Genomic DNA, 13969 nt, shown 5'->3' with positions numbered 1-13969 from the left:
GGCTTAGACTTGGAATTCATACCTGACATAAAGGAGAGGCATATGGCACAGGATGATGTGAAGACGATCGATCAGCTCAACGAGGAAGCTGACATCGCTGCCGATTACCTCGAAGGACTACTGGACATCGCCGACTACGAAGGCGACATCGAAATGGGCGTGCGCAACGATCGCCCCACCGTGCAGATCGTCGCCGACGATGACACCGACATCAAGCACCTCATCGGACGCAACGGTGAAGTGGTGGATGCCCTGCAGCAGCTCACCCGACTGGCCGTGCAGCAGAAGACCGGCGAACGCTCCCACCTCATCGTGGACGTCGATGGCTTCCTCAAGCGCAAGCGCCAGCGTCTGCGTGACATCGCACTGGACGCCATCGATGCGGTCAAGGACACCGGCGAACCGGTGGACCTCAAGCCGATGAACTCCTTCGAGCGTAAGGTCGTGCACGATGTGGTGCGCGAGGAAGGCCTCAAGTCTCGCTCCCATGGCGAAGAGCCGCACCGTTATGTGACGGTGTACATGCGGAGCAAGGCCGAGGATGATGAACTCGAAGACGAGGAGTGATAGAGTCAAGACTTGATTGACCGATTCCCCACATACGGTGGTGGATGGCGCGTTGCGCCGGTGGATGGTTTACTAGGGAGGATCATCCACCGGCGTTACGCCGACCGATCCGCCGGTCGTGTGGGATCGGGTCAATCAGCGTGTGAAGTATTCGGATGATGGAGATGGCGTCGTAAGGCACGGCGCCTTTTCCATGCCGAATACCTGGATACGTAGTACGGATAAGCCGGATGTTTCACGTGAAACAAGGACGACAAGGGGAATGGCTATGACGGATCAGCTGACCGGTTCGCCGGTACTGGCCGAAGTGCTGGGTGACGCACTGCCTCAGCTCGAACGTTTTCATGCCAAGCTCGCCGAAGAGGGGGAGCCGCGTGGCCTGATCGGACCTCGTGACGTGGACATCATCTGGGAGCGGCATATCCTGAACTCGGTCGCCATCGTGCCGTACGTGCGCGAGGTGACCGATGGCATGCGCTTCAAGACCGTGGCCGATGTGGGCAGCGGCGGTGGATTCCCCGGTGTGGTGGCTGCGGCCTGCCTGCCTGATCATGAGTTCACTTTGATTGAACCGATGGAGCGTCGTATCGAATGGCTGCATGAATGCGTCGATCTGCTGGAGCTGAAGAACGTGATGATCGTGCGTGGCCGCTCCGATGAGGTCATCGCCGCCGTGCGCAAGCGTAAGGCGCATCCGTTCGCGGTGGTCACCTGCCGTGCCGTTGCCCCGATGACGAAATTGTCCGGCTGGACGTTGCCATTGCTGAAGTCGCAGGGACGTCTGGTCGCATTGAAGGGCCGTTCGGCCCAGGCCGAAATCGACAAGGCGGCCAAGGAGATCACCCGTTTCGGTGGTCTGCGTCCGCGTGTGGTGGAGGCTGCGGTCGGTCCTGGCTTGGAATCCACGCACGTGGTGCTGGTGGACAAGCGGTAGGGGAGTATCGGTCATGGCATGGCAGTTATCCACAATCGTGAGTCCGCTGAAAAGTTATCCACATTTTCAGCCGGAGAAGTGCACAACTCGCAAAACGCTGCAAAATCAACGGTTATAGAGACCTTTTGTGGATGTGGTGACGAGGATATCGCCTACGTTATCCACAGTTATCCACAATGCAGGCCGAAATAGTGGATAACCCAAACCATGTCCACACGAATGAGAACACTGGAACATACGTCTGTGCAAGGAGGAACGATGGCCTCGAAGGATCATCAATCGGAACCGATGGAAACAGCTTCCGAAACCCTTCATCGTATTTTTGATGGGCAAGGTTCCGTGCTGGGCAACCAGATTGCCGACGAATCCTCCCGATACGAGGCGCTCAAGCAGGCGGTTTTCCCGAAGCCGGCGAAGACCCGTCGTATCGCCGTCGCCAACCAGAAGGGCGGCGTGGGCAAGACCACGTCTACGGTGAACGTCGCCGCCGCGCTGGCCAACAAGGGTGCGCAGGTGCTGGTCATCGACATGGATCCGCAGGGCAACGCCTCCACGGCTCTCGGCGTGCCGCACGCCTCGGGGGACAAGTCCGTGTATGACGTCATCGAAGGACGTGCCGGACTGGGGGATGTGCTGACGGTCTGCCCGGACTTCGCCACGCTGGACGTGGTGCCGGCCTCCATCGACCTGAGTGGTGCCGAACTTGAGGTGGCTGATCTGCCCAACCGCAACACCCTGCTCAAGGAGGCGCTGGATCTGTACCTGCGCCAGTCTGAGAAGCACTACGATTACGTGTTCATCGACTGCCCGCCAAGCCTGGGCCTGCTCGTGATCAACGCCATGTGTGCGGTCACGGAAATGCTCATCCCGATTCAGGCCGAGTACTACGCACTGGAGGGTCTGGGCCAGCTCATCAACACCATCGGTCTGGTGCAGACGCACTTCAACCCGGTGCTGTTGGTCTCCACCATGCTGGTCACCATGTTCGACCGCCGTACCCTGCTGAGCCGCGAGGTGTATGGCGAGGTCAAGGGCCACTACCCGAGCATCGTGCTCAACACCACCATTCCACGTTCCGTGAAGATCTCCGAGGCACCCAGCTTCTCGCAGTCGGTGATCGCCTATGACCCACGCGGCATCGGCGCGATCGCCTACGGCGAGGCCGCTCTGGAGATTGCCAAGCATTCCCAGCAGGTGCTCGACGCCATTGACGCGAGGAGGAAGAACAACTCATGACATCGAAATCTCGACTCGGCAAGGGCCTCGGTGCATTGTTCCCTACGCTGCCGGGGGAGCAGGATGCCAACGCGCAACTGGAGCTGCTGCCGGATACTGATAAGCATGATAAGTCTGAGGCGAAGGACGGGGCCGATGTTGCCGTGAAGGGCTCGGCCACGAAGGACTTGGCGAAGTCCGGTAACGCTGGTGCTTCGGCGGGGGAGTCCGGTGCGGCTGTGAAGCCGTCGGCTGGCAAGCATCAGAAGAAGGCTTCGGGCAAGCGTGCTTCGATGCCGAGCATCGGTGCTATCGCACACCCGAGCGACCTGTTCTTCGGTGGCGAGGACGTGCCTGCCGCCACCACGCCGATCGATACCTTCATGCCGATTCCGGGTGCCGCCCAGCATGCTGTACGTGCGAATGAAGGCAAGGATGTTTCACGTGAAACATCGCAGTCGGCGGCCAAGGGCAAGGATGTGAAGGATTCCGCTGAAACGTCCGAGCAGCAGGCTGAGGACAAGCCCGTTGAGCTGAAGCCGGTGGAAGGCGGTTACCTCGCCGAGCTGAAGCTGTCCGACATTGGGCCGAACGCGCATCAGCCACGCACCATCTTCGATGAGGATGAACTCAACGAGCTGTCCGCTTCCATCAAGGAAGTCGGCGTGCTGCAGCCCATCGTGGTGCGTCGTCGACCGGTGGATCAGATCGCCGCGGCCAAGGCAGAGCAGCAGTCCGCCGATGCGGAGTCGAATGCTAATCCGTTCGCTGGACGTATGGACAGCCCATACGAGCTCATCATGGGCGAACGTCGTTGGCGCGCGTCCCAGCTCGCCAGACTGGAGACCATCCCGGCTATCGTCAAGACCACGGCCGACGACGACATGCTCCGTGATGCCTTGCTGGAGAACCTGCATCGCGTCGCCCTGAACCCGCTGGAAGAGGCTGCGGCCTATCAGCAGATGATTGATGAATTCGGTCTGACCCAGGCACAGCTGTCCAAGTCGGTGTCCAAGTCCCGCCCGCAGATCGCCAACACGCTGCGACTGCTCAACCTGCCTGCCGCGGTGCAGAAGAAGGTCGCCGCTGGTGTGCTGTCGTCCGGCCACGCGCGTGCGCTGCTGGGCCTGACCGATCCCGAGGAGATGGACAAGTTGGCCTCCCGCATCATCGCGGAGGGATTGTCCGTGCGCAGCACCGAGGAGATTGTCTCGATGAAGATCGCCTCGGGGGAGCAGCCCAAGAAGCCGAAGACCTCCAAGACCAATCCGTGGGTCGGCTCCGCCATCCAGCAGAGCCTGGAGAATCACTTCGACACCAAGGTGTCCATCAAGGGTACGCAGAAGCACGGTCGCATTGAGATTGTGTTCTCGTCGCCGGAGGATATGGATCGCATCCTGCAGCTGCTGGTTCCCGGACAGGGCGATGCCGCTGCTGCCGATTCGTCCGAGTCCAAGTGGGTGTGAGTCTTAAAGGGTATCGGATAACGTGTAGCGTATCTGGACGCTGATTGAATAAAGGTATGTCTCCCGACACACTCAAGGCCGTTCGGCCAAGCCTACGGTCGGGAGACATACCTTTATTCCATCAGCTGTGGATATTGTTTATTCCAAGTAGGACTGGGCGTCGAGGGCGGCGCGGCAGCCCATGCCGGCGGCACTGATGGCCTGACGGTAGGTGCGGTCCACGCAGTCGCCTGCGGCGAAGATGCCAGGAGCGCTGGTGACGGTGCTGCCGCCTTTCACGGTGATGTATCCGTCGGCATCACGTTCGACCACATCGGCCACGAAATCGGTGGCGGGAGTGTGGCCGATGGCCACGAACACGGCGTTGCAGTCCAGCGTGCTTTCCTCACCGGTCACGGTGTTGCGCAGCGTGACGCCGGTGACGTGCTTCTGCGGCTGCTTGGATAGACCGGACAGTAGTCCGCCGCCCAGGGCATTGCCGCCGAGACCAGGGAGCTTGATGGCCGGTTTGTCGGCGGTTTCCGTGCCGGGCTTGGTGAGGCCGATGCCCGAACCGATGTTCAGAGAGACGCCGGCGGTCTTGATGGCTGGGGCTTTGCCGGACTGGGCGTCGCTGTTGACTGAGCTGGTTGCATCAGCCACAGTGGGGGAGGGTTCATCGCTCGTGATGGCGGTGACGACGGTGTTGGTGACGAGCGTCAACTTCGGATCGGCTTTGGCGCGTTCGACCATGATCTGCGAAGCACGGAAGCTGTCGCGGCGATGAATCAGGGTGACGGATGAACCGAAGCGGGTGAGGAACAGCGCCTCCTCGAAGGCGGAGTCGCCGCCGCCGACCACGACGATGGGCTTGTCCTTGAAGAAGAAGCCGTCGCAGGTGGCGCAGTAGGAGACGCCGTGGCCGGACAGTTCCTCTTCGCCGGGGACGCCGAGCTTGCGTACGTTGGAGCCGGTGGCCACGATGACGGCCGAGGTTTCGAGTGTTTCATCGTCCGAGGTGGTCAGGCGGTATTGCGGGTGGCCGTCATGCTGGGGGAGCGCCTCCACCGATTCGACGTCGGCAGGAAGGAATTCGGCACCGAATCGTTCGGCCTGCTCGCGCATGCGGTCCATCAGCTCAGGGCCGAGAATACCCTCCGGGAAGCCGGGGAAGTTCTCCACCTCCGTGGTGTTGACGAGCTGGCCACCGGGTGCCAGCGCACCCGTAATGACAAGGGGATTGAAGCCGGCGCGGCCCAGGTAGATGGCCGCGGTGTATCCGGCAGGGCCGGAACCGATAATGATGACGCGATGTTTCACGTGAAACATTCTCACATTGTCATAAGACCTTCCGCCCTCCGCTATATCAGAGTCCTTGGCCCCCTCTGTCGAGGGGGCTGTCAGCGAAGCTGACTGGGGGAGAGTAGCAGCAGGCAAAGCCTGCGGGAAAATATAGGCTCTGTTAAACCAAGATTGACATGAATCCATGTCAGACTACCCCTCAGTCGGCTTCGCCGACAGCTCCCCTGACAAGGGGAGCCAAGAATAAGGGGCATGTCAATCTTGGTTTAACAGAGCCAAAATATGTCGGCCGCAGATCGATGCCGATTGACCGAAGTGCGATCGAATAAGTTGAATCCGGTCTATCTCATTTTCTCCCGAACCGCACTATCAATCCGCTGGCATACTTCATGGAACATGAAATCCACTTCATTGTTCGCAAACCGTAGCACTGTCAATCCCGCAGCCTCAAGCTCCTTTGTACGTGCCGCATCGGCCTGCTGCTGTTTCGTCGTGTAGTGGCCGCCACCATCAAGCTCCACGGCCAAGCTGGCCTTAGCGCAATAGAAATCCACTATACGGTTGCCTATAGGTTTCTGACGTTGCCATCGAATCGGATAGGAACTAAGAAATCCATACCAGAGTTTCCGTTCCCACGGTGTCATACCTCGCCGAAGCTTCCTTGCCATATTGACGTTATCGGGGTTGTAATCCTTCATTGGTACAGCATAGCTGTCAAGCTGTGGTAGCGGCATCGACCTGCGGTCGATATGAGTTTCCCGCAGGCTTTGCCTGCTCCGCTACTCTCCCCCAGTCAGCTTTGCTGACAGCCCCCTCGACAGAGGGGGCCAAGGATACACTCTGTCGAAGGGGCTAGGGATGTACTCCGCAGGGGGTCAGGGGACTGTATGAAAAAGGCCTGTGGAATTGGTTCCACAGGCCTGGTGAAAAGGGTAGAGGCTAGGAAGGGTTAGAAGACCTCGACCTTTTCGATGTAGAGCTGGTTTTGGGGCATGCTGTCGATCGGGACCCAGAGGATGAGATCCTGGGTGTTGACCGTCTTGGTGAACTTGATTTCGGTGGTGCCGCCATCGGCGAAGGTGAACTCGGCCACCTGCTCGCCCTGGGTCGGGTCGCCGGTGGTGTTCGCGCGGATGTATCCCTTGCCGCCGGAGGTGCGGATGGTCACCGTCATGCGGTACACATCATGTGCCTGATCAAGATGCATGTAGTAGGCATAGCCGGACTGGCCACCCGGGTTGGACAGGAAGTTCGCGCTGGAGATGGTGTACGCCGTGTTGTTCACGTGCTTCGGCGCGGGAACGGCCTTCGACTCCTTGTCCTCGTTCGTGGTCTTCTTGGTCGTCGAGCTCTTCTTCTTGGTGCTTTCCGAGTTGGACGACGACGAAGACGAAGAGGAGGAATCGGACGAGGAGCTGCTATCGGTGCTGTCGCCCTTCGTGGCACTTGCACCGGTACCGTTGCCGAACGGCACCTGGCTTTCGTCGAACTCGGGCCACTCGCCCTCGCTCACGGACTTGCCGGTGGTGTCGGACGGGTTGCCGGAGCTGTTGCGGAAGGCGGCCACGGCCCAGACCGTAGCGGCAATCACCACGAGCACGGCAGCCACGATGGCCACGACCTTGGTGCTGAACTTGCCGAACAGATGCGCGTTCGGCAGCTCGTCGCCCTCTGTGCGCTTCGGCGGATCCTTGGGTGCGAAGCTCGGCGGAATCGCGGCGATCTCCGCGATGCGGGCCTGCTCCTCCTCCAACGCGCGCAAGGATTCCTCACCGGGGGCCACCTCGCGGCCGGCGGCGTCATACACCGGGATGCGGCTCGTGGTCTCACCGGGAGCCTGCTCGGGGGCGAGCGAACCGGTGGGAATCGGCACGGTCAGTCGGGAGTTGCCCACGGCCGTGGTGGGGGCCGGGTTGAAGCTGTTGTACCAGTCACCGGTATCCTCGCCAGACAGGTTCTCGTTCTGCCAGGCGTCGGAGAAGTTGAAGTCAAACAGACGGCGACCGTCGTTCGAATCCGTCTCGCCGGCTGCATCGCCGTTCTTCTGTGCCGGGTTCGGCGGCAGGGCGATGGCGGGGGTGCTGGTGGCGATGGACAGGGTCGGCAGCTGCTGGTTGCTCACCAGACCGTCCGGGATGGGGTTGATATCCGGTTCGGCCACCGGGCACAGCGGTGCGGTGGCGATGGAGCATTCACCGCTCACGTTCGGCAGGGCGATGTCTTCCGCCCCCAGCTCGGTCAACGGCTTCCAGTCGCCCAACAGCGCCTCGAGCTCCACCAGGGAGGCCATCGGCAGGGTCGGGTCGTCGGCCTCGATGAGGTTCAGGCCGCGCTTGAGAATCACGCGGAATTCACCCGGAGCATCCTGTGGCAGTTGGTTCAGGTCGAAGTGGGGGTTAGTTTCGCTCGGCGTGTGCGTAAGCAATGAGTACAGCAGTGCGGAAAGCTGACGGATGGCCAGCTGCTCGGCGCTTTCCAGCGGTGCGGTGAGGCCCAGCGTATCGGCCAGCATCGGGGTGAACGGGCCATCCGCGATCTCCACGCCGGTGGTGGTCACGCGCACGGTATCGGTGGTGATCGCCACGTTGATGGGTGTGCCGGACAGCATCGGACGGATGCCCTGCATCGTCTCACCGACGATGGAACGCATGGCGTCATGGCTGAGCACATTGCCCGCGCCGGTCAGGTAATCGGTGACGGACAGGCCGTTGTCCAGCGGCATCACGGCCAGCAGCACGCCGGACTGCAGTCGGTACTTGAGCACCGGCGTATGACGTTCCGGCTTGGTGGCCACGATACGGCCGGCAATGGTGTCGATGGCGGTGAGCACCTGGCTGTTGGAGACGAGGAACAGCTGGCAATCCTTGGCCAGCACACGGTCGTTCGCCTTCCACGCCTCGATGCCGGGTTCCTCTCGCAACGAGGACACCAGCGTGTATCGATTGAGAATGGTATCTCCCAGATGCGGTTTCATAAGCTCGTCCGGCTCCGTATGGTTGTTGGTGATGTTCTTCGAAAGTGTCTTTGACATTCTATCCGTCGGGATGGCCCGGCGAATGGTTCCCGAGGATGATGTGGACGGGATGAGCGCGGGGATTGCGGCGCTGTTTTTCGGGATGCTGGAAGCCGTGCCGTTGTCGCCCGCATTGGCTGCGGAGGCCGTCGTCGTGGGGACCGCGGTCCGGCCTGTGTCATCGGCGGAACCGCCGGTCATGGAACCGCCGGTCGTGGAACCGCCGTCGCCCGGTTTGTCGCCCGACTGGCCCATTCGATTCGGCTGACCCGGCTGTTCAGACTGATTGCCCTGTCCGGCGGCGACGCTCCTGCGCCCCAGCCCGAGTCTCGCCCCGACCATCCGAGCCGCGCCGGTCAGTTCCGGCGTGCGCAATACCCACAGCACGCCCACGTACACCATCGCAAGCACCACGGTGAGCACCACGCAGATGCCGAGTGCGGCGAACCATCCCATATGGCCGCCGGTCGGCTGGATGCTCACAGCGAACAGTGCGGTGATCGGCTTCTTGATGAGCCACGTGACCAGTCCGCCGGCCACTGCGGCGAGCGTGGCCTTGCCGTACGTGAGCATGATGGCCCGGCCTCCGAGACTGCCATCGAACCGCTTGCGCAACATGATGATCGTGGGCGGCATCGCAAGGAACGCCGCGAGGGTGACGGAACAGGCGATGCCGGTGACCCAATGCTCAGGCGGCAGGATCAGCGTGCCGATGACGATGAACACCGTGACCATGCCGTACTGGATCAGGGCGGTCAGGAACGGATGCCAACCGTCCTCGAAGGCGTAGAACGTGCGCTGGATGAGCAGGAACGCCGAGCCCAACGGAATGCCGACGGACAGCGCCATCAGCGCATAGGAGATGAGCATGGTCTCGTCCATCGAGACCGAAGGCAGCAGTGCGCGGATGATCGGCTCCGGGAAGACGATCATCGCGGCCGCGAAGAACATGATGAGCAGTCCCACGTTGTTCAGCGCGCTGCCCAGATCATGCCGGGCCTCGTCCAGATCATGCGCGGCCACGGACCGGGAGATCTTCGGGAACATCGCCGTGGATACGGATACGGCGATGAGCGAATACGGCAGCACGAACAGTGTGTAGGCGTTCTGGTAGGTGGCGTTGCCAGCGATGTCGAACAGGCTCGCGCCGGTCAGCTCATGCGCGCGCTGCGGTGCCAGCGTGGCCACACGGGTCAGCACGATGCCGGTGATCTCGCTGGTGATTACCACGCCGAGCGAGCCCAACGCCACCGGGCCCATGGCCTTCAGGCCGAAACCGGTCAAGCCGAAACTCGGCCGGTATTTGAAGCCGATGCGTGCCAGAGGCAGGAACAGTATCAATGCCTGGAACGCCACGCCCAGTGTCCAGGTGCCGGCGGTCAACGCGATCTTGTCCGCCGTCCAGAAGTCGAGCGGCTGCTCGTTCGCCTTGCCGAACAACAGGATGAACGCGGTGAAGCCCGCGCAGCTGATCACGTTCGCGCCCGTGGAGCTCCACGCATAGGTGACGAAATGATCGCGCGCGGCCAGGATCTGCCCCAACACCGTATAGAGGCCGTAGAAGAACACCTGGGGCATGCACCACAGCGTGAACGCGGTGGTCAGCGCCATCATCTGATGGTCGTTGCTGCCCACGTACAGTCGGGCGAGCAGGGGAGCGGCGGCGGCCATGATCAGGGTCATCGCCAGCAGCAGGCCGATGGCCAGCGTGATGAGTCGGTTCAGACGCTCCTGGGCGTCCTTCTCCTTCATCGTGCGCACGATCTGCGGCACCAGCACGGCGTTGAAGATGCCGCCCGAAACCAACGTGAACACGGATTGCGGAATCATCGATCCCGCCTGATAGGCATTGGCCGCAAGTCCGGTGGTGCCGATCGCGGCGGCCAGGAGAATCGTACGGAGCTGACCGGTTACGCGGGAGGCCGCGGTTCCGGACGCCATGATCAGGGAATTACGGCCAACGGTCGAACTCATTCGTCGGGATCCTTCTTACGGTTGAACTGACGCCACAGGCCCACAATGCCCAGCAGCACCGCGAAGCCGATGATAATGAAGCCACTCATGTCACTGATGCGCATCACGCTGGTGATGGCGGTGTTCTGCACGTTGCCGAACGCCTGACCGTTACGGTCCGCCAGCGAGACATGGGCGACGGTGGAGCCTGAAGTGGAGACTCGGATGGTGAACGAGACCTGGGCCTCGCCGTTCGCGGGAATCTCGATGTCCGTGGTGCGCGAGGTCACGATCTGCATGGAATCGGTGATCGAATTGACTTTGACGCTCACCGCATACGGCAGTTTGTTGCTCACGGTCACCGGCATCTTCGCGGATTCGCTGAACACCGACACGGATTCCGAAGGCGTGATGGAGACCTTGCCGAGCAGGGTGTCCGCCAGCGCGCGGGTGGCGACGGTCATCCGCTGGCTGGTATCCGTCTGCTGTGAGCCGGACAGCGCGCGCAGGGCCATGCTGTCATGCGCGGCGAGCAGCGAGGCCACCCACGAGGTCGGGTCGCCGTTGCTGGCGGCCGTGGCCGCGGCGTCCTGCCGGGCCAGCGCCTGCGGGTCGAGCGTGCTGATGTCCATTGAGGAGACGTCGTCCGAATCCACGCTGTGCTTCAAGACGGCACCGGCCAGACGCATGATGTCGCCGCGGCTGCCGGCCAGCTGCTTCAACGCCGTGCGGGCGGCGGAAACCTGGGATTTGCTCGAATCGTCCAGATTCACCGTGTCGCTCACGCTGTACGGCTCGGCCTTGGCCATGGTCTCCAGATCGGTGAGATTGAGCCAGGAGGCCTGTTCGAGGGCGCCCATCACCTGGTCGATCCAAACCGCAGAGCTATCACGGGAGAAGGTCATGAGCAGGTTGCGGGACGTGTAGGGCTGTTCCATCTGGTAGAACGCGCTCTGGGCGAGCAACCGGGCGAGACGGCCCGCATCGCTGGCCTCGCCGTTCGCGTTCTTGCTGGTGGGCTGTCCCTGAGCCAGCTCGCCGAGTTCCGCCTGCTCCTTCAGCACGGTCACGTCGCCGGCATCCGTGTTCACCACATAGGTGCCGGTGTGCACGGTGTCCGACTGTTCGCTGTCGAACGAGGCATCCGCGATCACCGTGGAATACCCCTGTTCGCTGGCCTTGGTCAGGGCGTCCATCGACCAGCCGGCGTTGCCCTGCCATGCGTACGTGCTGGTCTTGGCGGCGGACTGCTCGTTTTCGCCCTCGTCGCTGGCGTACAACGTCTGCGACTGGTCCGCGCTCCACTGTTCGTCCGTGACGCCGGCCTTGGCATACGACTTGCCGCTGTCCAACGCGGAGTACGTGGTGATGTCGAAGTCGGCGGGCTGCATCACGCCGGCCACGTCCGGATTGATGTTCGAGGCTTTGAGATACACCGGATCGGCCACCACCTGCAGCTTGCGATGGCGGTTCAGCGCCTGGTTCAGCGCCTGGGCAGCGGTCTCGTCCTGCTCGGACAGGGTGATGAGCTGGCCACTGGTGTTGCCGGCACTGTCGGTCGTGCCTTTCTCGTCCTTGCCATTGGTGATGGCGCCGGCCTTGCCACTGCTGGTGGCCGTGCCCTGCTTGGAATCGCTATTGCCGGTGTTGTCCGTGACGAGATTGTTGACGGCCGTGGCATTGACCTGCCAGTTGTCCGAGGTCAGCGGCATGGCCACGGTGAGATCCATGGCCGGCGTCTGGGCGGTGTTGAGCCCGTCCGGCGAACGGGTCAGGAAACTAGTCAGATTGACCAATATTTGGCCGTCGACGATGTACGACATGAGGAGCGGCTTCGGCCCCCATGTCTCGATGACCTGCAAGGCGGGGCGATCCGATGCCACGTCCAGATTCACCGTCACCGTGCCTCCGGCCGGGATGGCCGGTACCGTGACGTGGCCGATTTCGTTCGGCGTGGGAATCGGTGCGGTGCCCTCCGCCCAGGATTGGATGTCCGCGCGGGAGATGAAGGTGAGCAGCGCGTTGGTGCTGACCTCCAGCGTGCCGGACGCCATGGGCTTGTCGCTGTTGTTGGCCACCATCACCTTCAGATGGAAGCCGGATGTATCGGTGACCACGGCGGTGCTCTGCTCGATGGTTAGGGATTGCTTGGGCCGATCGCCGCTGTTGGCATCGGCGTCGCTGCCGTCATCATTGGTGTTACCGGTGTCGGAAGTCGCGCTGGATTCGGTCTGATCGTCCGAGCCGTCCGCCCAGGCAGATACGGGGGAAAGCGGGGCCACCACCAGCGCCACCAGGGTCAGCATCGTGATCAGCACGCGCGCGAGAAGCCCGTGACGGCGGAATACTGCGGGTAGATTCACTCGTTTGCCTGCCTGTTCTTCTTTCTGGCGTACAACCATGCGATTTTCCGTTCGTTCGGGTAACTCAGCACGTCGTCCAAATCGTCGAACCGCACCCAGATGGCGTCCTCCGCCTCATGATCCGGATCGCCCTCCACGGTCAGTTCGCCGCCGGTCTGCCGCAGGGCGAAATGATGCACCAGTTTGTGCACGCGCTGGGTGGTGCCGGTGAACCAGTAGTCGATGGTGGCGATGGAGTCGATGACCTCGCCCAGGATGCCGGTCTCCTCATGCACTTCGCGCACGGCGGTCTGCTGTGGGGTCTCGCCCTTCTCGATATGGCCCTTGGGCAGGCACCATTCGAGATGGCCGGACCGGGAGTGGCGGGCGATGATGGCCACGCGGTTCTGGTCGTCGAAGATCAGGCCGCCGGCCGAATACTCGCGCACCACCGGCAGTTCCTGGGCATCCAGGGACGCGAACGTGGTGGGACCGTCGGAGGTGCGGCGCTGCGGCATCATGGCCGGTGTGGGGCCGCTGGGTGCCGCAGGCTGTGCCGGAGCGGGGGCCGCGGGCATCGCTCCTTGCGGGGCACCCGCCAATCGTGCGGCCGCTGCCGCCGCGGCGATGCGTGCCGCTGGATTGGCGCCCTTGCGGTTGCTCTTTCGGCTGCCGTGCTGCCCGTTATGGCCGTTCTGTCCGGGACGAGGGCCGCGCGCGTTCTGCCCGCGCCGACCGAACACGGTGGCCGGGGTGGGGCCGCTGGGTTCGGGCTGTTCCGCGGCCGCAGGGGCCGGTGATTCAGGCAATTCCGGCGATTCGGGCGGCACTGGCAGTCCTGCCGCGGCAATCGGGTTCTCGACGGAATCGGACACGACAGTGGCGGCGTCAGCAGCATGCGACGACACGATGGCCTCAGCGCCGGCCTCCGCCACGATGCCGTCGGATTGGCCTGCGATGGTGCCGTTGGCGGTAGCGATGGTCACCATCGCGCGCATGCCGAACACGGTCGCCGGAGTGGGCGTCACCGGGGCATGCGGACGGTGCGTGGACCCATCGGTGGAACTGTCCACGGATGCAACGGACGATGACCGCGATGCGGACGTTCCTCCGTCGGCAGCGTACGGATGGGCTGCGGAAACGGATGGAACAGCTGCGGAGGAATCGGAATCATCCGATTCGGCGCTGGACGATCGCG

At 62.4% G+C, this 13969-nt stretch carries 9 protein-coding genes; 4 read left to right on the top strand and 5 right to left on the bottom strand.

All coding sequences use genetic code 11. The annotated features are described in order from the left end of the window. The first annotated feature begins 42 nt into the window (after positions 1-42). From DF196_RS00110 to DF196_RS00095, 4 genes are all read left to right on the top strand, one after another. Positions 43-567, top strand: a complete 525-nt coding sequence (locus DF196_RS00110; protein ID WP_109055918.1) for a Jag family protein — start codon at positions 43-45, stop codon at positions 565-567. 268 nt (positions 568-835) lie between these two features. After that, the gene (gene rsmG / locus DF196_RS00105; protein ID WP_109055917.1) at positions 836-1501 is read left to right on the top strand and encodes a 16S rRNA (guanine(527)-N(7))-methyltransferase RsmG; all 666 of its coding nucleotides are present in this window, start codon (positions 836-838) and stop codon (positions 1499-1501) included. Between the two features lie 258 nt (positions 1502-1759). Then, a complete protein-coding gene (locus DF196_RS00100; RefSeq protein WP_193852550.1) occupies positions 1760-2737 on the top strand; it encodes a ParA family protein in 978 nt (325 codons plus the stop codon). After that, positions 2734-4182 carry a ParB/RepB/Spo0J family partition protein gene (locus tag DF196_RS00095; RefSeq protein ID WP_109055915.1) on the top strand — a complete coding sequence of 483 codons (1449 nt, stop codon included), beginning with the start codon at positions 2734-2736 and terminating at the stop codon, positions 4180-4182. The genes DF196_RS00100 and DF196_RS00095 overlap by 4 nt, the downstream gene beginning before the upstream one ends. A 138-nt stretch (positions 4183-4320) precedes the next feature. Here the strand turns inward: DF196_RS00095 and DF196_RS00090 are convergent, their stop codons facing one another. The 5 genes from DF196_RS00090 to DF196_RS14010 all read right to left on the bottom strand — a co-directional run bounded on the left by DF196_RS00090 (position 4321) and on the right by DF196_RS14010 (position 13769). Next, complete coding sequence (locus DF196_RS00090) at positions 4321-5490, bottom strand: NAD(P)/FAD-dependent oxidoreductase (protein ID WP_109055914.1); 1170 nt, start codon at positions 5488-5490, stop codon at positions 4321-4323. Between the two features lie 314 nt (positions 5491-5804). Next, positions 5805-6161 carry an endonuclease domain-containing protein gene (locus tag DF196_RS00085; protein ID WP_206603757.1) on the bottom strand — a complete coding sequence of 119 codons (357 nt, stop codon included), beginning with the start codon at positions 6159-6161 and terminating at the stop codon, positions 5805-5807. 251 nt (positions 6162-6412) lie between these two features. After that, positions 6413-10450, bottom strand: a complete 4038-nt coding sequence (murJ, locus tag DF196_RS13725; RefSeq protein WP_241519514.1) for a murein biosynthesis integral membrane protein MurJ — start codon at positions 10448-10450, stop codon at positions 6413-6415. Next, positions 10447-12723, bottom strand: coding sequence for a DUF6049 family protein (locus tag DF196_RS00070; RefSeq protein WP_170114950.1), 2277 nt, complete (start codon positions 12721-12723; stop codon positions 10447-10449). Before DF196_RS00070 ends, murJ begins: the two co-directional genes overlap by 4 nt. A 65-nt stretch (positions 12724-12788) precedes the next feature. Next, the gene (locus DF196_RS14010) at positions 12789-13769 is read right to left on the bottom strand and encodes an NUDIX hydrolase (protein ID WP_277745205.1); all 981 of its coding nucleotides are present in this window, start codon (positions 13767-13769) and stop codon (positions 12789-12791) included. Positions 13770-13969: the final 200 nt, after the last annotated feature.

Origin of the sequence: Bifidobacterium callitrichidarum, assembly GCF_003129905.1 — a bacterium.
Lineage (GTDB): Bacteria > Actinomycetota > Actinomycetes > Actinomycetales > Bifidobacteriaceae > Bifidobacterium > Bifidobacterium callitrichidarum.
This window is presented reverse-complemented; position numbering and strand designations above follow the sequence as displayed.